The organism is Streptomyces sp. NPDC002776 (assembly GCF_053592195.1).
This window is the reverse complement of record NZ_JBSFVG010000005.1, coordinates 374941-398764: the sequence shown is the minus strand read 5'-3', so window position 1 is coordinate 398764 and position 23824 is coordinate 374941. Positions and strand designations below refer to the sequence as shown.

The 23824-nt window shown below is 72.9% G+C and carries 19 protein-coding genes; 12 read left to right on the top strand and 7 right to left on the bottom strand.

Features of this window, described 5'->3' with window-relative positions; translation table 11 throughout:
- The first annotated feature begins 43 nt into the window (after positions 1-43).
- On the top strand, positions 44-610 hold the full coding sequence (locus ACWD11_RS13885) for a transglycosylase family protein (RefSeq protein ID WP_451283086.1): 567 nt from the start codon (positions 44-46) through the stop codon (positions 608-610).
- On the opposite strand, the gene ACWD11_RS13880 is transcribed toward ACWD11_RS13885, so the two are convergent.
- Genes ACWD11_RS13880 through ACWD11_RS13870 form a run of 3 tightly spaced genes read right to left on the bottom strand, consistent with a single transcriptional unit; the run spans position 573 to position 4374 of the window.
- The gene (locus ACWD11_RS13880) at positions 573-1262 is read right to left on the bottom strand and encodes an ATP-binding cassette domain-containing protein (RefSeq protein ID WP_451283084.1); all 690 of its coding nucleotides are present in this window, start codon (positions 1260-1262) and stop codon (positions 573-575) included. The two genes, ACWD11_RS13885 and ACWD11_RS13880, sit on opposite strands and share 38 nt — an antisense overlap.
- On the bottom strand, positions 1259-3898 hold the full coding sequence (locus tag ACWD11_RS13875) for an ABC transporter permease subunit (RefSeq protein WP_451283082.1): 2640 nt from the start codon (positions 3896-3898) through the stop codon (positions 1259-1261). The genes ACWD11_RS13880 and ACWD11_RS13875 overlap by 4 nt, the downstream gene beginning before the upstream one ends.
- Positions 3898-4374, bottom strand: coding sequence for a hypothetical protein (locus tag ACWD11_RS13870; protein WP_451283080.1), 477 nt, complete (start codon positions 4372-4374; stop codon positions 3898-3900). Before ACWD11_RS13870 ends, ACWD11_RS13875 begins: the two co-directional genes overlap by 1 nt.
- Before the next feature lie 131 nt (positions 4375-4505).
- Between ACWD11_RS13870 and ACWD11_RS13865 the strand changes: the two genes are divergently transcribed.
- The 4 genes from ACWD11_RS13865 (at position 4506) to ACWD11_RS13850 (ending at position 7917) form a co-directional block, all read left to right on the top strand.
- The gene (locus ACWD11_RS13865; protein ID WP_389419481.1) at positions 4506-5057 is read left to right on the top strand and encodes a hypothetical protein; all 552 of its coding nucleotides are present in this window, start codon (positions 4506-4508) and stop codon (positions 5055-5057) included.
- Positions 5026-6318 carry an ABC transporter substrate-binding protein gene (locus ACWD11_RS13860; protein WP_451283078.1) on the top strand — a complete coding sequence of 431 codons (1293 nt, stop codon included), beginning with the start codon at positions 5026-5028 and terminating at the stop codon, positions 6316-6318. The genes ACWD11_RS13865 and ACWD11_RS13860 overlap by 32 nt, the downstream gene beginning before the upstream one ends.
- A gap of 104 nt (positions 6319-6422) precedes the next feature.
- A complete protein-coding gene (locus tag ACWD11_RS13855) occupies positions 6423-7448 on the top strand; it encodes a helix-turn-helix transcriptional regulator (RefSeq protein ID WP_451283076.1) in 1026 nt (341 codons plus the stop codon).
- A gap of 253 nt (positions 7449-7701) precedes the next feature.
- Positions 7702-7917, top strand: a complete 216-nt coding sequence (locus tag ACWD11_RS13850; RefSeq protein ID WP_389419478.1) for an I78 family peptidase inhibitor — start codon at positions 7702-7704, stop codon at positions 7915-7917.
- 92 nt (positions 7918-8009) lie between these two features.
- On the opposite strand, the gene ACWD11_RS13845 is transcribed toward ACWD11_RS13850, so the two are convergent.
- Positions 8010-9014 carry a phosphatase PAP2 family protein gene (locus tag ACWD11_RS13845; RefSeq protein WP_389419477.1) on the bottom strand — a complete coding sequence of 335 codons (1005 nt, stop codon included), beginning with the start codon at positions 9012-9014 and terminating at the stop codon, positions 8010-8012.
- 220 nt (positions 9015-9234) lie between these two features.
- Positions 9235-10431 (bottom strand): glycosyltransferase family 39 protein, encoded by a 1197-nt coding sequence (locus ACWD11_RS13840; RefSeq protein ID WP_451283073.1) that lies wholly within the window; start codon positions 10429-10431, stop codon positions 9235-9237.
- Between the two features lie 273 nt (positions 10432-10704).
- Between ACWD11_RS13840 and ACWD11_RS13835 the strand changes: the two genes are divergently transcribed.
- Complete coding sequence (locus tag ACWD11_RS13835; RefSeq protein WP_389419475.1) at positions 10705-12300, top strand: MFS transporter; 1596 nt, start codon at positions 10705-10707, stop codon at positions 12298-12300.
- Positions 12301-12389: 89 nt separating this feature from the next.
- Positions 12390-13568, top strand: a complete 1179-nt coding sequence (locus tag ACWD11_RS13830) for an acyl-CoA dehydrogenase family protein (RefSeq protein ID WP_451283071.1) — start codon at positions 12390-12392, stop codon at positions 13566-13568.
- Positions 13569-13603: 35 nt separating this feature from the next.
- On the opposite strand, the gene ACWD11_RS13825 is transcribed toward ACWD11_RS13830, so the two are convergent.
- Positions 13604-14041: a cell division protein SepF gene (locus tag ACWD11_RS13825; protein ID WP_389419473.1), complete on the bottom strand. Its 438-nt coding sequence runs from the start codon at positions 14039-14041 to the stop codon at positions 13604-13606.
- Positions 14042-14355: 314 nt separating this feature from the next.
- On the opposite strand from ACWD11_RS13825, the gene ACWD11_RS13820 reads away from it, so the two are divergent.
- The 3 genes from ACWD11_RS13820 to ACWD11_RS13810 all read left to right on the top strand — a co-directional run bounded on the left by ACWD11_RS13820 (position 14356) and on the right by ACWD11_RS13810 (position 18126).
- Complete coding sequence (locus tag ACWD11_RS13820) at positions 14356-15519, top strand: DUF5685 family protein (RefSeq protein WP_451283070.1); 1164 nt, start codon at positions 14356-14358, stop codon at positions 15517-15519.
- A 226-nt stretch (positions 15520-15745) separates the two neighbouring features.
- Positions 15746-16654: a S1 family peptidase gene (locus tag ACWD11_RS13815; RefSeq protein ID WP_451283068.1), complete on the top strand. Its 909-nt coding sequence runs from the start codon at positions 15746-15748 to the stop codon at positions 16652-16654.
- A gap of 389 nt (positions 16655-17043) precedes the next feature.
- Positions 17044-18126 (top strand): S1 family peptidase, encoded by a 1083-nt coding sequence (locus tag ACWD11_RS13810; RefSeq protein ID WP_451283066.1) that lies wholly within the window; start codon positions 17044-17046, stop codon positions 18124-18126.
- Between the two features lie 107 nt (positions 18127-18233).
- On the opposite strand, the gene ACWD11_RS13805 is transcribed toward ACWD11_RS13810, so the two are convergent.
- On the bottom strand, positions 18234-19268 hold the full coding sequence (locus ACWD11_RS13805) for an ABC transporter permease (protein ID WP_389419469.1): 1035 nt from the start codon (positions 19266-19268) through the stop codon (positions 18234-18236).
- 133 nt (positions 19269-19401) lie between these two features.
- Here ACWD11_RS13805 and ACWD11_RS13800 point away from each other — a divergent pair, with 133 nt between their 5' ends.
- Positions 19402-22815, top strand: a complete 3414-nt coding sequence (locus tag ACWD11_RS13800) for a DNA polymerase III subunit alpha (RefSeq protein ID WP_451283064.1) — start codon at positions 19402-19404, stop codon at positions 22813-22815.
- The gene (locus ACWD11_RS13795; protein ID WP_389419467.1) at positions 22812-23786 is read left to right on the top strand and encodes a DNA polymerase Y family protein; all 975 of its coding nucleotides are present in this window, start codon (positions 22812-22814) and stop codon (positions 23784-23786) included. Before ACWD11_RS13800 ends, ACWD11_RS13795 begins: the two co-directional genes overlap by 4 nt.
- Positions 23787-23824 lie beyond the last annotated feature (38 nt).

Here is a 23824-nt window from a genome sequence, read left to right as displayed (position 1 = left end):
GCGCCGGGACGGCGCCGCGCGTGGCGCTGCTTAGCGTGGGCCGATGATCCGCACGCCGATCACGCTCGCCCTCGCGGCCGCCCTGCTGCCCCTCCTCGCCCCCGGCGCCGCCCACGCGGCACCGCCTCCGACGGCCTCCGCACCGGCGGCCCCGCTCCCGCCCTACGCCTGCGCCAAGGACCAGTGGCCCTGGGGCTGTATCGCCGAGTGCGAGAGCAGCGGACGCTGGCACATCAACACCGGCAACGGCTTCTACGGCGGACTGCAGTTCTGGCAGCCCACGTGGAAGGCGTTCGGCGGCCTGAAGTACGCCCCGCGCGCGGATCTCGCCACGCGGCAGCAGCAGATCACGGTCGCCCAGAAGGTGCTCGCCGTCCAGGGCTGGAAGGCCTGGCCCGTCTGTTCGAAGCGGTACGGGCTCAAGGGCCGGATGCACACGGTGAAACCCGGCGACACGCTCTCGTCGGTCGCCCGCATGTACGGCATCAAGGGCGGCTGGCCGGCCCTCTACAAGGCCAACAAGAAGACCGTCGGCCCCTCCCCGGACCGGCTCCGGCCGGACATGCTGCTGGTCATTCCGAAGAGCGCGACCCGCTCCGCCGCGCTCTGAGGCCCGCCCCGGGCGGATCCCGCGGCTCAGTGGCCTCACCGCTGAACACCACCGCGCCGCGGCGCAGTTCGTACACCAGCGTCGGCCGGTCGCGCGGCACGGGCGGCAGCCGCTGCTCGGCGAGGACCACGCACGCGTCCAGCCCGGCGAGCAGTCCGTACGTCCGGGCCGCCACCGCGGGCGCCATGCCCTGCGCCGGTTCGTCCACGAGCAGCACGCGCGGGCGGGCCAGCAGGGCCCGGGAGAGGGCCAGCATGCGCTGCTCGCCGCCGGAGAGGGTGCCCGCCCGGCGGGGGAGCAGCGCCTCCAGGGGCGGGTAGGCGGCCAGGGCCGCATCGAGGGCTTGGGCGGTCAGTTCGAGATTCTCGCGGACGGTGAGCGAGCCGAAGACCGCCTGCCGGTCCGGGACCAGGCACAGGCCCCGGCGGGCCCGCTCGTACGCCGGTACGCGGGTCACGTCCACGCCGTTCCACACCACCGCGCCCCCGGACAGCGGGACGGTCCCGGCCAGGGCGCGCAGGGCGGTCGTACGACCCGATCCGTTGCGGCCGAGGAGCACGGTCAGGCCCGGGGCAGGCGCGGCGAGGGTGATGCCGTGCAGGGCTTCCAGGGGGCCGTAACGCACGCGCGCGTGGCGCAGGGAGAGGGTCATACGGGGGTCTCCCGGGCGTCCAGTGCGTCGAGGACGTGGGCCGGGGGGCCCGAGGCGACGATGCGGCCGGCCGTCATGACGTGCACGACGTCCGCGAGGTCGGCCACCAGGTCCAGGTCGTGCTCCACGACGAGCAGGGCCGTGCCGTCGGCGGCGAGCGCCTTGAGGAGGCGGGCCAGGGCGGCGACCTCCCCGGTGTCCAGGCCCGCCGCGGGTTCGTCCAGGAGCAGGACGCGAGGGCTCCCGGCCAGGACCCGTGCGAGCTCGACCCGGCGGAGGGTGCCGGTGGGCAGGCCGGCGGCGGGGGCGTCCCACACGGAGTCGAGGCCCAGCAGGCGCAGGGCTCGGTCCACGGCCGCCGGGTCGCCGACGCGGCCCTGCTCCGCGCCGACGCGGATGTTCTCGGCCACGGTGAGGGCAGGGAAGACGGCCAGTTGCTGGAAGGTGCGGGCGATGCCGAGGCGGGCGCGGGTGTGGGCGGGGAGCCGGGTGATGTCCCGGTCGCCGTAGCGGATCCGGCCGTGGGCGGGGCGGAGAGTGCCCGCTAGGCAGTGGAAGAGGGTGCTCTTCCCGGCGCCGTTCGGGCCGACGATCGCGGTGATCCGCGCGGGGGCCACCTGGAGGTCCACGCCGTCGAGGGCCCGGAAGCCGCCGTAGCCGGCCCGGAGGGCGTGGGCGCTGAGGATCGGCCTGTCGGATGTGGGTGGCTGCCGGGAGGGTCTGGGGGAGTGGGCGGCCACGGCCGACGGTGCGGGTGCGACCGGCGCGGGGCCGGTGGCGGTCCTCCGCAGGTACCGGCGTACCGCCTCTCCCCGCTCCGTCAGCCTCGCCCGTCCCGCCGGCCGCAGCCGGGTCGCCGCGCTCCGCAGGGCCTCGTACGGGCCGCCCGGGAAGCGGCCCACCAGGACCGCCAGGACGCCGATCAGGGTCGCCGCCACCCCGCCCCGCGCCCCGGCGTCCAGGCCCACCAGCAGGGCCGCCGCGGCCAGCGCGCCCAGGGTGCTGTCGGCGCCGAGGACCACCACCGCGGCGAACCAGAGCAGGCCCCGGACCGGGTCGAAGGCGGCGGGGTCGAAGGCCCGCAGCCCCATGCCGAGCATGCCGCCGCCCAGGGCGGCCAGCGCCGCGCCCGAGACGAAGGCCGCGAGTTTCAGGGCCGGGACACGCACTCCGGAGGCCGACGCGCCCGACTCGTGGTCGCGCAGGGCCGCGAGGGCCCGCCCGGTACGGCCCGTGCGCAGCGCGCGGGCCGCCAGGAGGGCCGCGCCCAGCAGGGCCAACTCCAGGACGTAGTAGGCGCGGTCGTCGTCGAAGCCCGCCGGGCGGCCGAGCGCCAGGCCCGAGGTCGCGTACGGCTGCGCGAAGACGAAGCGGCTCACCCCGACACCCACCGCGAACGTCGCCAGCGCCAGCGCCAGGCCTTTGCGGCTGATCGCGGGCCAGCCGGTCAGCAGCCCCAGGGGGGCCACCAGCAGCACCGCCAGCGCCAGCGCCGCCAGTTCGGGCAGGCGGGGCAGGCCCGGGAACCGGCCCGCCGCCAGCAGGGCAGTGAAGAGGGCGCCCAAACCCGCGTAGGCCGCCTGACCGAGGGAGATCTGGCCGCCGCGGCCGGTGACCACCACCAGGGAGAGCAGCACCACGGCCAGCGCCGGTACCTGGACCGAGGTGTGCAGGTCCGCGCCCGCGAAGCCCAGCGGAAGCAGGAACAGCACCCACGCCACGATCCAGGCGCCCAGCGGCGTCGGCACGCGCGCGGTGGCCGTGCGGGGCAGGGCGTCGCGGGTGCCGACGCGGGGGAGGGCCAGCGCCGCGATCAGCAGCGCCACCACGAACAGGTTCGCGCCCACCGCCTGCAGCAGCGGCTCGCCCCAGCCCCGCGGATGCAGCCGCGTCACCTGGCTCTGCGCCACGCCGATGCCGAGCGCCGTCACCACCGCGACCGGCAGGCTCCGCATCCGGGCGGCCACCGCCACCGCCACGACCTCCATCACCAGCAGCGGCAGTCCGTACGGGTCCAGACGGACATAAGGGGCCAGCAGCACGCCGGTCAGGCCCGCCGTGAACGAGCCGAACGCCCAGCCCGCCGCGGCCACCCGGTCCGCGTCGATCCCGCCCAGCCCGGCGAGCTGCCGGTCGTCCACGACCGCGCGCAGCTCCCGCCCGAACCGGGTCCACCGGATGACCGCACCGACCGCCGCCGCCAGCACCAGGACCACCGCCAGCTGTCCCCAGGGGTCCGCCGCCACCAGCAGCTCCGGCGCGTCGTCCCGCGCCCCCTGCCCCCACAGCAGCGCCGCCCCGCCCACCAGCAGCACGAACACCCCGATCGACGCCACCAGCGTCTGCGCCGGGTCACCGCCGAGGACGGACAGCGGACGGAAGACGAACCGTTCCAGCGCCATCCCGATCGCGGGCGCCAGCACGAGCAGGGTCATCGCGGCCCCCGCCCACAGGGGCCAGCCCCACTCCACCACGAGCTGCCGCAGCGCATAGGCGCACACCATGGCGACGGCCCCGTGCGCGAAGTTGAGCACCCCCGTCGCGCGATAGGTGACGACCAGGCCGATCCCGGTGAGGGCGGCGGCGCTGCCGACCGACAGGCCGGCCAGGGTGAGGTCGTACGTCAGGGACGACATCAGTCGTCCGCCGTGGCGGGCTCACAGATCGGGCAGGGCCCCAGGTCGCCGCTGCCGACCAGCTTGGCGTCCACCGGCACCGCCTCCGCCCTCCCGCTCACCAGCGGGCAGTCCGCGCGGTGGAAGAGCGTGCCGCCCGGCACCATCAGCCGGTCCCCGCTGACCGCGAGGGGCGCGGCCGGCGAGGACCCCGACGCCTCGGCGTCCGGCGCTTCGGCGGCCACGAGCAGGCCGTACAGCTCCTCCACGCGTGCGGCGGCGAGCGCGTTGCGGCCCTGGGTGAGCAGCACCGCCGCGGCGACGATCAGCGCGGCGCCGGGGACCGTGCAGGAGGCGAGATAGGGCAGTTGCCGCTCGGCGAACCGCTCGCCCGAGACGCCGTACCAGCCGAGTACGCAGAGCACCGCGCCCGCGGCGAGAGCGGCCCAGCCGGCCCACAGGACGGGATGCACGGTCCGCAGTCGGGCTGTCCGCATCTGTGGCTCCTCAGGCTTCACACGTCATGTGTCTGTCCATGCCAGCCGATGGCTTGCACTATGCCTTCTGTCAGCTGACCCTGAAAGAACCGGGCGTGCACGGCCCGGACCGACACCCGGTGGTGAGCCAGATGGTTCTCGGGAGCGACCTCAGTCGGCGGAACACAGGACGCGGTACGGCACTGGCGGCCGCCCTGCTTCTCTTCCTCGCCCCGGCCCTCGCGGCCTGCGGCGACGACGAGGGAGGCGGCTCGGACGCCACTCCGCCCGCCCCTTCGGCCGAGCGGACGACGAGCGCCCCCGCGGCGACCGCGCCCGCCGACGCCGGGGCGGCCGAGCAGGAGATCGAGCGGAACTGGCAGAAGTTCTTCGACCCCGACACCTCCCTGGAGGACAAGGAGACCGTCCTGGAGAACGGCGACCGGATGGCCCCGGTGCTCCGGGCGTTCAGCGGCGACGAGCGGGGCGGACAGGTCGGGGCGCGGGTCAGCGAGGTCGCCTTCACCTCGCCGACCGAGGCGGACGTGACGTACACGCTCACCCTGAACGGCGCCACCGCCCTGCCGGACGCCGCGGGGACGGCCGTGGAGCAGGACGGCACCTGGAAGGTGTCCGCCAAGACGCTGTGCGCGCTGGTGCAACTGAGCGGCAATGGCTCGGCCTCGCCGGTCCCGGGCTGCTGAGGCCGTTGTCGCGGTGCTGCTGCTCGTCCTGAGCGCGGCCTGCGGCAGCCGGCTTCCGGAGAGCGACTTCGAGGACCGCGGGAGTCGGGCTCCCGCGCGGGACACCGCCCCGATCCGGGTCGGTGTGATCACCAGCGCCACCAGCCCGGTCGGCGGCGACGCCTTCACCGGCCCGCGCGACGGGGCGAAGGCCTACTTCGAGCGGCTCAACGCGCGCGGGGGCATCGACGGCCGCCCGGTCGAGGTGCGGCTGTGCGACGACGGGGGCAGCGGCGTCGGCAACAACGAGTGCGTACACCGGCTGATCGACGAGGACCGGGTGGTCGCCCTGGTCGCCACCACGGTCCTCGACTACGCGGGCGCCTCCCGCGTCTCCCGCGCGCGCGTGCCCGACATCGGCGGCCAGCCCATCGGCGCCGCCTACGACACCTGGCCGCACCTGTACGGCATCTACGGCAGCCTGGCGCCCCGCGACGGCACGGCCGGCTGGGACGGCAAGCTCTACGGCGGCACCGAGGTCTACCGCTACTTCAAGCGCGAGCACGGCGCCCGTACCGCCGCCGTCGTCTCCTACAACCAGGCCGCGTCCGCCTCCTGGGCCCGGCTCGTCGAGCGGGGTCTGCGGGCCGAGGGCTACGAGGTGGTCACCGAGCAGGTCGACTTCGCGCTGCCCAACTTCCGCGCCGTCGCGGCCGATCTGAAGGAGCGGGGCGCCGACCTCGTCTTCGACGCCATCGACAGCCACGGCAACGCCCGGCTGTGCGCGGCCCTGGACGACGCCGGCGTCGAGCTGACCGCCAAGGTGACGAACGTACAGAACTGGACCTCCACCGTGGCGGACGACTACAAGGACGCCCCGCGCTGCCGCAACGCCCTCTGGGCGACCGGGTCCAGCCGCAACTTCGAGGACACCGGCCACCAGGCCGTACGGGAGTTCCGGGAGGCCACCGAGGGGCTGAAGACGCATGCGCAGTGGCAGCTGGAGGGGTGGGCGGCCGCACGGTGGTTCACGGAAGCCGCACGGTCCTGCGCGAGGACGGGCGTCACGCGCGCGTGCGTCGACGGCTGGATGAGCCGCAGCCAGGGCTGGACCGCCGGCGGTCTGCTGCTCCCCGTCCGCTTCGAGCGGCTGGCCGAGCCGCCCGCGACCCGCCGGACGTGTCTGTCGGTGGCGCGCTGGACGGACGACCGGGGCTGGGTCTCCCAGGGGGACATGGACCGCACGTGCTTCGCGGTTCCGCAGTTGTCCTACACGCCCTGAGCGAGGGGCGCCCGGGGCCGGTGTGACAGTCAGTTGCCTGGTTATATCCGCGAGTTGAGCATTGCGGACCGTTACTGTCCGGTTGCGCTGGCAGACTCTGCGCCATGTTGGACACCTCGGCACGACTGCTGCGCCTGCTCTCGCTCCTCCAGGCCCACCGGGACTGGTCCGGCGCGCAACTCGCCGACCGTCTCGGGGTGACCCCCCGCACGGTCCGGCGGGACGTGGAGCGGCTGCGCGAGCTCGGCTACCCGGTCAACGCCAGCCCGGGCACCGGCGGCGGGTACCAGCTGGGCGCGGGCGCCGAGTTGCCGCCGCTGCTCCTGGACGACGACGAGGCGGTCGCCGTCGCGGTAGGGCTGCGCACGGCCGCGGGACAGGGCATCGAGGGCATCGGGGAGACCTCGGTGCGGGCCCTCACCAAGCTGGAGCAGGTCCTGCCGAACCGGCTGCGCCACAGGATCAGCGCCCTCAACGCCTTCACCGTGCCGATGCTGCGCGGACAGCCCTCCCCCGTCGACCCCGGCCTCCTCACCGAACTGGCCCATCTGTGCCGGGACGCCGAGCGGCTGCGCTTCGAGTACCGGGGCCACGACGGCACGCTCACCCGCCGCAGAGCCGAACCGCACCGCCTGGTCTGCACCGAGCGCCGCTGGTACCTGGTGGCCTGGGACCTCGACCGGGACGACTGGCGCATCTTCCGCGCCGACCGCATCACGCCCAAGCCCCCGCACGGCCCCCGCTTCACCCCGCGCCGCCCGCCCGCCGACGACCTCGCCGCCTATGTCTCCCAGGGCGTCTCCACGCGCGCGTACGCCACCCACGCCCTGGTCCGGCTGCTGGTGCCCCTGCGGGAGGCCGCCGAGCACATCTCGCCCTCCGCCGGTGTGCTGGAACCCGAGGGCCCGCGCAGCTGTCTGCTGCGCACCGGAGCGGCGAGCCTGGATGTGATGGTGATCCATGTGATGCTGCTGGGCTTCGAGTTCGAGGTGCTGGAGCCCGTCGAGCTCACGGACGCGATCAGGACCGCCCGGGACCGGCTTTCCCGGGCTCTGGAGCGAGCGCCGCGTACCTGGGAGGGGGCGGATCGAAGGCCGGGGACGCCGAGCGGATCCGGCGCGGAGTGGTGAACCGGTGCGCGGAGAAAGGAGTCCGGGGGAATTTTCTCGGCGCTTTCCGACCGGTATAGGGGACGCCTCCGGGACATGCGGGAATTGCGTTCGAATTCCTGTGAAAGACGTGGGCGATCGCTCGTACGTGTGAGTGAGCCGGGTCGAAACGCGTGTCGTGATCCTGTGACAGAAGCGTGACCGGCCAGGGATGAGTGACAGGGCGTGGGCGCTGCGCTGGCCCCGGCCGCCGCCCAGGGCCTAGCGTGGCGGCATGGCACCGATACCGACACCCCCCGCCGAACCCCAGGACCAGCCGGACGGCTACCTCGGCCTGGACGCCGACCGAGCCGAGCAACTCGCCCGCGAACGGGGCTGGACGACCGTACGGTCGCTGCCGCCGGGCGCGATCATCACCATGGAGTACCGCGTGGGACGGCTGAACTTCGAGGTGCGGGACGGCCTGGTGACCCGGGCCTGGAAGGGCTGACGCAGCGCGACGGCCCCGGCTCCTCGCGCAGAGGAACCGGGGCCGTCGCCGCGGGGTGGCTGTGCGTACCGGGCCCCGCTGTCCTGCGGTGGCTAGCCGCCCGTGAGGGGGCGGGCCGCCGACGTCGTACCGCGCGTGACGCGGTCGGTCTGCGGTGGTCGGCGGCTGCCGGCCGGGGTGACCGGAGTGCGCTCCGAGCGGGCCGTGTGCGGCCCCGGCGCCAGATGGACCGGCGCCCGCGGCGAACGGGCCGTGGGGGAGACGTCCTGCGCCGAGTCGCGCGGCTTGACCCGCACCGGGACCTCGACCGGAGCGGCCGGCACGGCTGCCGTACCGGCGCGGCGGGCCCGCAGCCGGTCGCGCAGATCGAAGATCACCGACTCGGCGCGGGCGATCAGCGGCTCGAACCAGGGCAGCGCCAGCAGGATCAGCAGGCCGGCGGCCCAGCCGAGGAGCACATCGCTCAGCCAGTGCGTACCGAGATACACCGTGGACAGGCCCACGCCCAGCGAGGTCACCGCCGACAGGGCGGACAGCCACCGGCGGGCCGCCGGGGTGGAGGCCAGATACGCCAGGATTCCCCAGGTCACCACGGCGTTGGCGGTGTGGCCGCTGGGGAATATATCGCCGCCCAGCCACATCTCGTTGGAGCCCACGGTGGTCGCGTAGTGCGGTCCGAGACGGCCCATGCCGAGCTTGGCGGCGCCGACCGTGACGTTCAGCAGCAGCAGCGAGGTGGCGAGCGCGAGCAGCGGCCGCAGGGTGTGCTGCCGCCAGGAGCGCCAGCCCAGCCAGGCCGCGATCATCACGGCGGTGGGGCCGCGCTGGCCGAGGACCACGTAGTAGTCGACGAATGCGTGGATCTCCGACCACTGCTGGTAGGGCCGGAAGAACATGACCTGCCAGTCGAGCCGGACCAGCCACGAGGTGATCACCACGGCCCACACGATGGCCCCGTAGAAGGCCAGGGTCGCCGCGAAAAGGGCGACCCTGTGCCGGCTCATCCTCGGCACATCGATGTGGGCCGGCCGTTCCGGCTCGCGGTCCAGCCTCGCGAACACCCGGTCCAGACGGGTGAGGTTTCGTTCGGTACGCACCCAATCGACGTTACAGCGAGTGAGCTCTCAACCCCGTCGATACCGCCGGTTTGTGATGACGATGTGATGTGGGATTCATCTCAAGGAGGGCCTTATTTCCTACGACTTCGCAATCAGCGGGCGCCGCGCCCTTCAATTCCTTTGATCATTCCAGAGCACCGTTTTATGGGGCTTACGAATTCGTTCACCGGAAGCCGGCCCGGAATTCTCCCGCCGATCATCACGGCGGACCCGAGCCGTTCAGCCAGAACGCCCCGTAGCCCGCCGAGGCCAGCGCGATCAGCGCCAGGATCGTGGCCGACCGGTGTATGCGCAGCCGGGCCAGGGCCACGGCGAGGGGCAGGAGCAGCGGGAAGGCGGGCAGCAGCAGACGCGGCTTCGAGCCGAAGTAGCTCGACGCGCACAGGGCGAGCGCCAGGACGGCACCCGCGTACACCAGCAGGGGCAGCGGCTGGCGCTGCCGGACGCAGACGACGTACAGCCACACCACGAGGCCGACCCCGACGAGCAGGGCCAGCCCGGCGAGGGCCTGCGGAAACGAGGTGAACTTGGCGGCGACGAAACGGGCGAAGGCGTAGCCGCCGTCGAAGCCGTTGCGCCAGCCGGCCTGGACCTCGAGATAGCCGAGTGGGCCCTTGCCGGTGTGGTGGCCGACCCACAGCACGTAGCCGACGGCTCCCAGGGGCGCGAGGAGCATGCCCAGGGCGCGCCGGGTGACGGACGCGCCCGGTGGGGGAGGGCCGCCGGTGGAGGAGGGGGCGTGCCCGGAGCCGTGCGCGCGGTCGGCGGGCGCCGCGCTTCGCTCTCGCACGAACGAGGCAATACCGGCCGCCCACACCGCCGCCACGACGGCGAGCCCGACCGGACGGGTCAGGCCGGCCAGCAGGGCCAGGGTGCCGGCGGTCACCCAGCGGCCCGTCAGCACCGCGTACAGCGACCAGGCCGCCAGCGCGGTGAACAGTGACTCGCTGTACGCCATCGACTGCACGATCCCGACCGGCAGCACCGCCCACAGCAGCACCGCGCAGACCCCCGCGCGGCGCCCGTACAGGCGGTCGGCGACCGCGAAGATCCCCCAGGCCGCGGCGAGCGAGGCGAGCGCCGTGACCAGGAACCCGGCGTCCGCGTACGACAGGGGTGCGACCGCCGCGAACAGCCGCTCCAGCCAGGGCAGCAGCGGAAAGAACGCCAGGTTCGAGTGCACGTCGCCGTTGGGCAGCCGCACCTCGTAGCCGTATCCCAGCTCGGCGACCCTGGTGTACCAGAGCGAGTCCCAGCGGGCGGTCAGCAGCGTGTACGCGCTCTTGTCGCGCGCCGCGCTCCACAGGGCCAGGACGAGCAGGCCCAGGGCACGCACGGCGGCGTACCCCAGGAGGGTTGGCGCCGCGCGTCGCACGCGCGCGGAAAGATCGGTCACGGGCTCGATTATCTGGGGGAGGCCACACGGGGCGGCCCGCCGGGGCGTGCCGACGGGCCTGCTCGGCGGGTGAGGGGAAGTGGCGTACGCCACACGTGTTCCGTCCGGAGTCTGAGAGCTCCACCACTAGGCACCGGCACGGACTCGCGTACTCTGACGAGTCACTCGCTTCGTTGCGCGGGCCGGAGACCACCGCTCCTCTCCGGCCGAGTCACGGGGAGTCCCCACCCCGTGAGCCCGCCGAACGCGAGGGAACATCTGGGAGGTACGTACATGTCCGGGACGACCACGGCCGCTGCGCTGCGCCGTCGGGCGGCCGGGGCCGGTGCCAACCGCTGGGTCGTCCTCGTGGTCCTCTGCGCCAGCCTGCTGCTGGTCGCCGTCGACGCCACCGTGCTGCACGTGGCGGTGCCCGCCGTCACCGAGGACCTCAGGCCCGGCGGTATAGAACTGCTCTGGATCGTCGACGTCTACCCCCTCGTCTGCGCCTCGCTGCTGATCCTCTTCGGCACGCTGGGCGACCGCGTGGGCCGCAGACGGATCCTGCTCCTCGGATACGCCCTGTTCGGCGTCGCCTCCGCGCTGGCCGCCCTCGCCGACACCGCCCAGGTGCTGATCGCGGCGCGGGCGCTGCTCGGGGTCGGCGGCGCGATGATCATGCCGGCCACCCTCTCGATCCTCCGCCAGGTCTTCCCCGACCGGCGTGAGCGCGCGCTCGCCATCGGCATCTGGAGCGCGGTCGCCGCGGTCGGCGCGGCCGTCGGACCGCTGCTCGGCGGCTTCCTGCTGGAGCACTTCTGGTGGGGCTCGGTCTTCCTCGTCAACATCCCCCTGATGCTGGTCAGCCTGCCGGTGGGCCGGCTGCTGCTGCCCGAGTCCAAGGGCGACGGCCGCGGTCCCTGGGACGTGGTCGGCGCGCTGATGGCGGCGGCCGGCCTCTTCGGGGCCGTGCTCGGCGTCAAGCGGCTCGGCGGCGGCGACTTCGACGGCGCCGGCGTGCTGCCCCTGCTGGTGGGCGCCGCCCTGCTGGTCCTGTTCGTCCGACGCCAGCGGCGCCGCGCGCATCCCCTGGTGGACCTGCGGATGTTCGCCCGCCCCGCGTTCAGCACCTCGGTGGGCTGCATCGTGCTGGCGATGCTCGCGCTGGTCGGCCTGGAGCTGATCGCGGCGCAGTATCTGCAACTGGTCCTCGGCCTGTCGCCGCTGGAGACCGGGCTGCGGCTGCTGCCGCTGACCTTCGCGGCGATGGGCGCGGGGCTCGCCGGAGCACGGATGCTGCGCCGGTTCGGGCCGCGGCGGATGGTGTGCTCGGGGTTCTGTCTGACGGCGTTCGCGGTGGTGCTGCTGACGGCGATGGGCGGCACGGACGATCCCGCGCTGATGCTGTCCGGGTTCGTCCTGCTGGGCTTCGGTCTGGAGACCACGCTGTTCGGGGCGTACGAGTCGATGCTGAGCGAGGCACCGCCGGAGCAGGCGGGCGGCGCGGCGGCGATCGGCGAGACCTCCTACCAGCTGGGCGCGGGCATCGGCATCGCGCTGCTGGGCACCGTGATGAACGCGGCGTACGCGCCCGGTCTGTCCTCCGTGCCCGGCGTGCCCGCCTCCGCGTCCGCGTCCGCGAGTCATTCGCTGGGCGAGGCCTACGAGGTGGCCGGGCAGCTGGGCGGCGCCGCCGGGGAGACCCTGCGCGAGGCGGCGCGCAACTGCTTCGTCCATGGGCTGCATGTGACGCTGCTGGTCAGTGCCGGGCTGCTGCTGCTCGGCGCGGTGATGGCGCTGAGGCTGCCGCGCGCCATGAGCTGCGAGCCGACGGCCGCGGTGGAGGTCCCGGCGCCGCGCGAGGTCGCGGAGTCCCGGGTCACGGCCTGACCCCCTGGACGGGGTGGAAGACTGCGTCGTAACGTCGGCCTTCAACCCGTGACTAGCGCTGCTAGTTTTGAGCTGCCGGAGGGTCTCCCATGCCGTTGCCCCCGTTCGATCCCGCCGATCCGCTGGGGATCGACGACCTCCTTCAGCCCGAGGACCTCGCGGTCCGCGACACCGTACGCCGCTGGGCCGCCGACCGCGTCCTGCCGTACGTGGCCGAGTGGTACGAGACCGGGGAAGTGCCCGGCATCCGTGAACTGGCCCGTGAGCTCGGCTCCATCGGCGCCCTCGGGATGTCGCTGAGCGGCTACGGCTGCGCGGGCGCCTCCGCCGTCCAGTACGGGCTCGCCTGTCTGGAGCTGGAGGCCGCCGACTCCGGCATCCGGTCCCTGGTCTCGGTGCAGGGCTCCCTCGCCATGTACGCCATCCACCGCTACGGCAGCGAGGAGCAGAAGCAGAACTGGCTGCCCCGGATGGCCTCCGGCGAGGTCATCGGCTGCTTCGGGCTCACCGAGCCGGACCACGGCTCCGACCCCGCCTCCATGCGGACGTACGCCAAACGCGACGGCGGCGACTGGGTCCTGACGGGCCGCAAGATGTGGATCACCAACGGATCCGTCGCCGGGGTCGCCGTCGTCTGGGCGCAGACCGAGGACGGCATGCGCGGTTTCGTCGTGCCGACGGACAGCCCCGGCTTCTCGGCCCCCGTGATCAAGCACAAGCTGTCCCTGCGCGCCTCGGTGACGAGCGAACTGGTGCTGGACGAGGTGCGGCTGCCCGCCGACGCGGTCCTGCCCGAGGTCACCGGCCTGCGCGGACCGCTCAGTTGCCTCTCGCACGCGCGCTACGGCATCGTATGGGGTTCCATGGGCGCGGCTCGCTCCTGTTTCGAGACCGCGGTCGAGTACGCGAAGTCACGGGAGCAGTTCGGGCGGCCCATCGGTGGCTTCCAGCTCACCCAGGCCAAACTCGCCGACATGGCGGTCGAACTGCACAAGGGGATTCTGCTCGCCCACCATCTGGGGCGGCGCATGGACGCCGGCCGCCTGCGTCCCGAGCAGGTCAGCTTCGGCAAGCTCAACAACGTCCGGGAGGCCATCGACATCTGCCGTACGGCGCGGACGATCCTCGGTGCCAACGGGATCTCGCTGGAGTACCCGATCATGCGGCACGCGACGAACCTCGAATCGGTGCTCACCTACGAGGGCACCGTCGAGATGCACCAGCTCGTGCTGGGCAAGGCGCTCACCGGACTCGATGCCTTCCGGTGAACCCCGAGGGGGCAGGGCCGGCGATCGGCCCTGCCTCAGCTCTGATTGAAGAAACCGTCCGTCCGGTGGGCGGCCGGCTCACCGTTGATGATCTCCGTGTCGGCCGGGGTCAGCAGGAACACCCGGGTGGAGACGCGCTCGATGGAACCGCGCAGACCGAAGATCAGGCCGGCCGCGAAGTCCACGACGCGCTTGGCGTCGCCGGCCTCCATGGCCGTGAGGTTCATGATGACCGGGACACCGTCCCGGAACAGCTCGCCGATGGCCCGGGCGTCCCGGAAGCTGTCCGGGGTCACCGTGCCGATCCGGCGGCCCTTCTCCTCGGCGACGTCGGCCGCCACCTTGACCCTCGGGTCGGTGACCCAGGCATCCCCGGAATCGGTCCCCTCGGAGTAGTCGTCGTCGTAGTAACGCTCGTCATCGTTGTCGTCAACGAGGCCCAGCCAGGCACTCGCCTTGCGCACCGATCCCATGGACGCCTCCTCTCACAGCGGTCTTGCTTGCTTTCCGCATCCCTATGGTCATCCATGATGCGGACGGCGCGCCAAGTGAATAGACGCCGCGCGGGGGGTTTGTGACGGTACTGGTGCACAGCGCATACGTCGAGAGCCCAAGCGCGCCAAGGGGCCTGCCACGCATGGCTGCTGACTGTGAGTGAAATATGATTCTTCGCGGCGTATGGGTGAGGCGCGGGGCGTACGGGTGAAGCGGGAGGGTGTGAAAGCGGCCACGGAGGTGGCCGATACGATGCGGCGGCTCAATGTCGTACGAACCACGGGGGAGCGTCGTGTTCGGAATAGTCAGGCCCTGCCGCCATCGGCTCGGGGAGCGTCTCGCCGGTCAGTGGATGGCTCATCTGTGCGGTCTCTGCCTGGCGTTGCGCGGGGACCACGGGCAGTTCGCACGGGTGGTGACGAACTACGACGGGCTGCTGATCTCCGTTCTGACGGAGGCTCAGGCCGGTGCGGACGAAGGGCTGCGGCGTACGGCCGGGCCGTGTCCGCTGCGCGGGATGCGGACCGCGTCCGTCGCGCGCGGGGAGGGGGCACGGCTGGCGGCGGCGGTGTCGCTGGTGCTGGCCTCCGCGAAGGTACGTGACCATCTCGCCGACGGGGACGGCCTGCTGGCGCGCAAGCCGGTGGCGGTGGCCGCGCGCCGGGTCGCTTCCAGCTGGGGCGCCGCGGGGGCGCGCGGTGGCCTTGCCGTGGGGTTCGACACCGGGCTGCTGGTCGACGCGGTGGACCGGCAGGTCGGGATCGAGGCGCTGGCCGGGCCGGGGACCTCGCTGCTGGTGGTGACCGAGCCGACCGAGACGGCGACGGCGGCGGCCTTCGCGCATACGGCGGTGCTGGCGGGGCGTCCGCTCAACGCCGAGCCGCTCGCCGAGGCGGGGCGGCTGTTCGGGCGGCTGGCGCATCTGCTGGACGCCGTGGAGGACAGGGAGGCCGACGCGGCGTCGGGGGCGTGGAATCCGCTGACCGCTACGGGGACGTCCCTGGCGGAGGCCCGGCGGCTGGCCGATGACGCGCTGCACGGGATCCGGCTGGCGCTGCGCGAGGTGTCCTTCACCGATCCGAAGCTGGCGCATCTGCTGCTGGTGCACGAGCTGCGTCGGTCGGTGGACCGGGCGTTCGGCGGCCCGTCGTGCTCGCACATGGCGGGGCCGTACGCGCCGCCCGGGGGTCCGGGTGGCCCGCCGCTGCCCCCGGAGCCGCCTCGGCGGGATCGCCGGGGACTGCTCGCGGGGTGCGCCGTATGGGCCGGATTGGCTTGTACCTGTCAGATGTGTTGCGGGGAATTCGAGGACCCCTGGTCGCGGCAGCGCCGGGAAGGGCTCTGCAACAGTTGCGATTGCAGCGGGTGCGGCGACTGCTGCAGCTGCTGCGATTGTTGCGGGAACTGCTGTGACAGCTGCGGCTGCGACGGCTGCGATTGTGGGTGCAACTGCTGAGCGGAGCCGCCGTCGAACGCCCGCAACCAGGGCGGCAGCGCAGGTCGTTCAAAAATTGACGGCCGAAAGGCGCTCTTGCGCGGGCCGGGCGTGCCGCCGAATACTCCCCCACAGCGCTTGTCAGGGGCACGGCGTGTTCGGAATCCGGACACCCCGGCTCCTGGCTGCGCCTCACGGGCCCGAAACCCCACGAGGGCCCCCGACTTCCCATGTGGAGGAACGAAAAGTGAGGATCAAGCGCACCACCCCCCGCAGTGGCATGACGAGACGGACCCGGCTGATCGCCGTATCGACCGGCCTCGTAGCCGCCGCAGCCGTCGCGATCCCCAGCGCGACCGCGGCCGACGCCCCCACCACCTTCAGCTCCGCCGAGCTGAAGAGCGCGAGCAGCTCCGTGCTCAAGGCCGACGTGCCGGGCACCGCCTGGGCCGTCGACAGCAAGACCAACCGTGTCGTGGTCACCGTCGACAGCACGGTCTCCAAGGCCGAGATCGCCAAGATCCGGCAGCAGGCGGGCAGCGACGCCGACGCCCTGACCATCAAGCACACCCCGGGCAAGTTCCAGAAGTACATCGCCGGCGGTGACGCCATCTATGCGAGTAGCTGGCGCTGCTCCCTCGGCTTCAACGTCCGCAACAGCGCGGGCGCCGACTACTTCCTGACCGCCGGTCACTGCACCGACGGCGCGGGCACCTGGTACGCCAACTCCGGCCGTACGACGGTCCTCGGACCGACCGCCGGTTCCAGCTTCCCGACGAACGACTACGGTCTGGTGCGCTACACCAACACCTCGATCGCCAAGTCGGGCACCGCCGGCAACACGGACATCGTCCGGGCGGCCAACCCGAGCGTGGGCACCAGCGTCATCCGTGACGGCTCCACCACCGGTATCCGCACCGGCCGGGTCACCGCTCTCAACGCGACCGTCAACTACGGTGGCGGTGACGTCGTCTACGGCATGATCCAGACCAACGTCTGCGCCGAGCCCGGCGACTCCGGTGGCCCGCTCTACGGCAGCAACGGCACCGCGTACGGTCTGACCTCCGGCGGCAGTGGCAACTGCTCCTCCGGCGGCACGACCTTCTTCCAGCCCGTCGTGGAGGCCCTGAACGCCTACGGGATGAGCGTCCACTAGAGACACCCCGCTCTCCGCTCCGCAGCCGGCAGCAACCGAGCCCCCGCACGCAGTGCCGTGCGGGGGCTCACCCATGTCCGAGGCGCGAAAGGCGATTTCAGGACAGGAGCAGACCTCACGCGCCGCATACGAGTTACTCGCTCGTAGTGTTTGCAGTGCGAAGCCGCCTGGGGTGACCGTGCACGGTCAAGGCGGCGGGGGTGCGGTGTGGTGGCCGTGTGCACGTCCGGAAGTCGACCTTGTGTGCGGCCTGTGCGCCTCGGAATAGTAGGCGCCGATCAACCGGCACGGACGCGGCTTTTTGCTGTACGCCGCCTCCGTGTCCGTACGCCTTCCGGTTCGCGGGGCCCCCACAGCCTCCGGACCGACCCCCCACAGGAGGACGTGAGTTGAAGCACCGACGCATACCCAAGCGGCGGGCCGCCGCGGCAGGTGCGGGCATCGCCGCACTGGTGGCCGCGGGTGTCACCTTCCAGACTGCGAACGCCAGTGAGCCCTCGCCGGACGCCACGCCCGAGACCCTGTCGGTCACGGCGGCCGGAAAGCTCGCCTCGACGCTGGTCGAGGATCTCGGGACCGCCGCGGCCGGCACCTACTACGACGCGCAGGACAAGAACCTCGTCGTGAACGTGCTGGACAAGGCCGCGGCCGAAACCGTCGAGGCGGCCGGCGCCGAGGCGCGGGTCGTGGCGAACTCCCTGGCGGAGCTCAGGAGCGCGCGCGGCACGCTCAAGCAGGACGCGACCATTCCGGGCACCTCCTGGGTGACCGACCCGACCACCAACAGAATCGTCGTCACGGCCGACCGCACGGTCTCCGACGCCGAGTGGCGCAAGCTCGGCGAGGTCGTCGACGGGCTCGGATCGGTGGCGGAACTCCAGCGCACCAAGGGGGAGTTCAAGCCCTTCATCGCGGGCGGTGACGCCATCACCGACGGCAGCGGCCGGTGCTCCCTCGGCTTCAACGTGGTCAAGGGCGGTGAGCCGTACTTCCTGACCGCGGGGCACTGCACCGAGGGCATCACCAACTGGCGGGACGCGCAGGGGAACGCGCTCGGGGCCAACGAGGTGTCCAGCTTCCCGGACAACGACTACGGCCTGGTCAAGTACGCGGGTGAGGTCGAGCACCCGAGCGAGGTCAACCTCTACAACGGTTCCACGCAGGCGATCTCCGGTGCGGCCGAGGCCACGGTCGGCATGGAGGTCACCCGGAGCGGCTCGACCACGCAGGTGCACTCGGGGAAGGTGACCGGGCTCGACGCCACGGTGAACTACGGCAACGGGGACATCGTCAACGGGCTGATCCAGACCGATGTCTGTGCCGAGCCCGGGGACAGTGGCGGCTCGCTGTTCTCCGGTGACAAGGCGATCGGTCTCACGTCCGGGGGGAGCGGTGACTGCACCTCCGGTGGGGAGACGTTCTTCCAGTCGGTGACGGAGGCGCTGTCCGCGACGGGTACGCAGATCGGCTGACGGTTCTTTCCGCTTCGTGAAGTCCCGCCCCTCGCGCGAGGGGCGGGGCTTTTGCGTGCGGCGGGTGTCTGTCGTTCGTGGCGGGTGTGTGTCCCTTTCTGGCGGGGCTACCTTGCCTCCGTCGGTAGTCGTTCGTCCTTCCGCTTCTTGCGCCGCGTTGCCGCCAGCAGGGTGATCGCGATGCCTGCCGCCGCCCAGGCCGACAGGACCAGCAGGGCGGCCGTCGTGGCGTTGCCGTCGAAGTAGGCGATCGAGCGGGCCACCCAGGTGCCGGCGCCCGGGGGGAGCGCCGGGCCGATCGCCTGCCAGAACGGTGGCAGGAGCGGCAGCGGCAGGGCGCCGCCCGCGCTCGGGTTGCCCGCGATCACCACGAGCAGGATCGCCAGGCCGATGCCGACGATGCCGAAGACCCCCTGGAGGGCGAGCGTGGCCGCCCCCACCGCGAAGGTGACCAGGGCGCCGAGCCCCCACAGCGCCACGACGCTGCCGGGCAGCGCGTCCAGGATCGGCCCCACGATCACCGCACCGCCCAGCCCGCCGGCGATCGCCACCAGCGCCATCACGACCAGCCGGATCACCGCACGGCGCGGGTTGGCGGGCCGGGCGCCGGTGCTGATGGCCAGGATCGAGGCGCACAGATAGCCCCCGACGCACCAGCCGACGACCACGTAGAAGGACGACAGCCCGTCGAAGTCGTCCGGTGAGGCCGGGGCCACGTCCACCGTCCGGAGGGTCCGCTGCTGGGAGGACTCCAGGGTGGTGAGGTACCGCTCCAGGGTGGTGGCGAGGACGGCGCCGCCGCCGCTCGCGACCAGGAGGGTGTCGGTGGTCCGGGCCGGGTCGACGATCAGCGCCCCGTCGATGTCCCGGTTCATGATCTGCTCCCGGGCCGTCGCCTCGTCGGCGACCGTGCGCGGGTCCAGCGGTGAGCCGGGCAGCCGGTCCAGCCGGGTCACCGCCTGCTCGGCCGCGGCCCCCGGCGCGACCACACCGAACGGCACGTCCTTCGCCTTCGGATCATGGAGGGCTCCCACATAGGACGCGATGAACAGCAGCTGGAGGGCGATCACGCCGAGGACGAGCAGCGTGGCACGCGGGGTGACCGCGTCCTTCACCTCACCGAGAAAGCCGTTCTGTGTCATGTCCCCACAGTCCGAGGGGGAGGGCGTTTCCGCAGGTGGGGGAGGGCCGAACGGTTGTCGTACAAGCGTTCGAGTTTTGGTCTATGGTGGAGATGAGGCAGTCGGGAACTGATGTTCGATATCGGAGGTGTGGATGCCCGGGTTCACGCATCTGCACACCGTCTCCGGGTTCTCCCTGCGCTACGGCGCCTCGCATCCGGAGCGGCTGGCCGAGCGTGCCGCCGAACGGGGCATGGACGCCCTCGCCCTCACCGACCGCGACACCCTCGCGGGCACGGTCCGCTTCGCCAAGGCCTGCGCGAAGGCGGGGGTGCGCCCCCTGTTCGGCACGGAGCTGGCGGTGGAGCCCGTCGAGCCCCTGCGGGAGGAGAAGCGCCGCGCCCCGGTGCGCGGGGGCGCCTTCGTCGACGAGTCGACACCCCGGGTCGCCTTCCTCGCCCGGGACGGCGCCCGCGGCTGGGCCGACCTCTGCAGAATCGTCACCGCATCGCACGCCGGCGACGGCTCACCGCTGCTGCCCCGGGCCGCCAACCGGGGCGACGGCCTGACCGTCCTGCTCGGTCCCGACTCCGACGTCGGCCGCGCCCTCGCCGCCGGCCGCCCCGACCGCGCGGCCCGGCTGCTGGCCCCCTGGCGGGAGGTCTACGGCGACGCGCTGCGCCTGGAAACCGTCTGGCACGGCCGCAACGGCACCGGACCCGGCTCCCTGCGCCTTGCCGCGCGTACCGTCGGCTTCGCCGCCGAGCAGGGGATCCGGCCGGTGCTCAGCAACGCCGTCCGCTACGCCGACCCCGGCCAGGGCCCGGTCGCCGACGTCCTGGACGCCGCCCGCCGGCTCGTCCCCATCGACCCCACCAAGGAACTGGACTCCGGTGAGGCCTGGCTCAAGGACCCCGGGGCCATGCTGCACGCCGCCGAGCGGATCGTGGAGGCCGCGGGCTTCCGGCGCGACACCGCCCACCGGCTGCTGGAGCAGACGCGGGCGACGGCCGCCGAGTGCCTGGTCGACCCCGAGGACGACCTCGGCATCGGCACCGTCCACTTCCCCGAACCGCACCTCGTCGGCGCGGGGCACCGTACCGCCCAGCGGGTGCTCGCCTCCCGGGCGGCGGCGGGCATGGTGCGCAAGGGGTATGCCGGCCGGCGCGCCTACTGGGAGCGGATGCACCGGGAGCTGGACATCATCGCCCATCACGGCTTCGCCACCTACTTCCTGACGGTCGGTCAAGTGGTGGACGACGTACGGGACATGGGCATCCGAGTCGCCGCGCGCGGCTCCGGCGCGGGCTCGCTCGTCAACCATCTCCTCGGCATCGCGCAGGCCGACCCCGTCGAGCACGGGCTGCTGATGGAGCGCTTCCTGTCCAAGCGCCGGCTCGTCCTGCCCGACATCGACATCGACGTGGAGTCCGCCCGCCGTCTGGAGGTCTACCGCGCGATCATCGGCCGGTTCGGCACCGAGCGGGTGGCGACGGTCGCGATGCCGGAGACCTACCGGGTGCGCCACGCCATCCGGGACGTGGGCGCGGCCCTGTCGATGGACCCCGCCGACATCGACCGCATCGCCAAGTCCTTCCCGCACATCCGGGCCCGCGACGCCCGGGCCGCGCTGGCGGAACTGCCCGAACTGCGCGCGCTGGCGGGGGAGAAGGAGAAGTACGGGCGGCTGTGGGAGCTGACCGAGGCCCTGGACGCCCTGCCGCGCGGAGTCGCCATGCACCCCTGCGGCGTGCTCCTCTCCGACGCCTCCCTGCTCGCCCGTACGCCGGTCATGCCGACCAGTGGCGAGGGCTTTCCCATGGCGCAGTTCGACAAGGACGACGTGGAGGACCTCGGGCTGCTCAAGCTGGACGTGCTCGGGGTGCGGATGCAGTCGGCGATGGCGCACGCGGTCGCGGAGGTGGAGCGGGCGACGGGGGAGCGGATCGACCTGGACGGAGTGGCGCCGGGCGATCCGGCGACGTACGAACTCATCCGCTCCACCGAGACGCTCGGCTGCTTCCAGATCGAGTCGCCGGGGCAACGGGATCTGGTCGGGCGGCTTCAGCCGGCCACCTTCCACGATCTCGTCGTCGACATCTCGCTCTTCCGGCCGGGGCCGGTCGCCGCCGACATGGTGCGGCCGTTCATCGAGGCCCGGCACGGGCGGGCGCCGGTCCGCTGTCCGCACCCGGATCTGGAGGAGCCGCTGAAGGGGACGTACGGAGTCGTCGTCTTCCATGAGCAGATCATCGACATCGTCGACATCATGACCGGCTGCGGACGCGCCGAGGCGGACCGGGTGCGGCGCGGGCTCTCCGACCCGGAGTCGCAGGGGCGGATCCGGTTCTGGTTCGCGCAGCACGCGGCGGCCAAGGGGTACGACGCCGAGACGATCCAGCGGACCTGGGAGATCGTCGAGGCCTTCGGGTCGTACGGCTTCTGCAAGGCGCACGCGGTCGCCTTCGCCGTACCGACGTACCAGTCGGCCTGGCTGAAGGCGCACCACCCGGCCGCCTTCTACGCCGGGCTGCTCACCCACGACCCCGGGATGTACCCGAAGCGGCTGCTGCTGGCGGACGCGCGGCGGCGGGGGGTGCCGATCCTGCCGTTGGACGTGAACCGGTCCGCGGTCACCCACCGTATCGAACTGGTGTCCGAATCCCCGGCGGTGTGGGGGCTGCGGCTCGCCCTCTCCGACGTGCACGGCATCAGCGAGGCCGAGGCGGCGCGGATCGCGGCCGGGCAGCCCTACGCCTCCCTGCTGGACTTCTGGGAGCGGGCGCGGCCGAGCCGGCCCCTGGCCGGACGGCTCGCGCGGGTCGGCGCGCTGGACGCCTTCGGCGCCAACCGGCGTGATCTGCAACTGCACTTGACCGAGCTGCACCGGGGAGCGCGCGGGGCGGGCGGTGGCCAGCTCCCGCTGGCGGGCGGGCGGAAGACCGCGCCCGCCGGGCTGCCCGATCTGTCCTCCGCCGAGAAGCTCAGCGCCGAGCTGGGTGTGCTGTCCATGGACGCCTCGCGCAATCTGATGGACGACCACCGGGAGTTCCTGGAGGAGTTGGGCGTGGTCAGCGCGCGCCGGTTGCGCGAGGCGCGGCACGGGGAGACGGTGCTGGTGGCGGGCGCCAAGGCGGCCACCCAGACGCCGCCGATCCGGTCCGGCAAGCGGGTCATCTTCTCCACTCTCGACGACGGCACGGGCCTGGTCGACCTCGCCTTCTTCGACGACTCCCACGACGCCTGCGCGCACACCGTCTTCCACTCCTGGCTGCTGCTGGTGCGCGGGGTCGTCCAGCGGCGCGGGCCGCGCAGCCTCAGCGTGGTGGGCGCCGCCGCGTGGAACCTCGCCGAGCTGGCCGAACTGCGGGCGCAGGGCGGCCTCGACGTGGTCGCGGCGCGGCTCGCGGAGCCCGTGCCCGAGGGAAGGGGCGACGCCACCGGCGGCCGGCGCATCCAGCTGCCGACCGGATACGAGATGCATCCGTGGGCCGATCTGCGTCCCGCGGGTCAGGAGCCCTCGCAGACAAGGAAGTTGTGGCACCAGAGTCCGGGGAGTGCGGGATGACCATCCTCTGCGTACGTTTCCACCTGCCGCCGATGTACGAGGCGGCGCTGCCCGGCCTGCTCGGGTTGCTGGAGGAGTTCACGCCCGTCGTCGAGGCGTTGCCGCCGGACGGGGCGCTGGCCGATCTGCGGGGTGCCGAGCGGTACTTCGGGCGCAGCGCGGTGGAGCTGGCCTCGGTGATCCGGGTACGGGCGCTCGCCCGGTACGGCGTGGACTGTGTGATCGGGGCGGGGCCGGGGACGATGCTGGCGCGGATGGCGCTGCGGGAGGCCCGGCCCGGGGTGACCTGTGCCGTCCCCGAGGAGCGGGACGGCGTGGTGGAGTTCCTCGCGGACAAGCCCGTCACCGCGCTGCCGGGGGTCGGGACGGCCACGGCCCGCACGCTGTGCGAGTACGGCCTGGACAGCCTCGGCCGGGTCGCCGCCGCGCCACTCTCCACGCTTCAGCGGCTGGTCGGCGCGAAGGCGGGGCGCGAGCTGCACGAGAAGGCGAACGGGGTGGACCGCGGGCGGGTGGTGCCGAACGGGGCGGCGCGCTCCCTCGTCACCGAACGGCCCTTCGAACGCGACGAGTTGGATGCCGACCGGCACCGTCGCGCGCTGCTCTCGGCGGCGGAGGAGCTGGGGGCCCGGCTGCGGGCGCTGGACAAGGTGTGCGGGACGCTGACGCTGACCGTGCGGTACGCGGACCGGTCGGCGACGACGCGCAGCCGGTCGCTGAAGGAGCCGACCGCGCACTCCGCCGCGCTGACCCGGGTGGCGTACGGGATGTACGAGGGGCTGGGGCTGCAGCGCGCCCGGGTGCGGGTGCTGGCGCTGCGGGCGGAGGGGCTCGACCCCGCCGAGCAGGCCTCCCATCAGCTCAGCTTCGACCCTGTCGACGAGAAGGTCCGCAGGATCGAGGAGGTCGCGGACCGGGCCCGGGCGAAGTTCGGCCCCCGGGCGATCATGCCGGGGACGCTGGCGGCGTGAGCGGCCAGGGTGCGCTCCGAACTGTTGTCGGCTCGGGG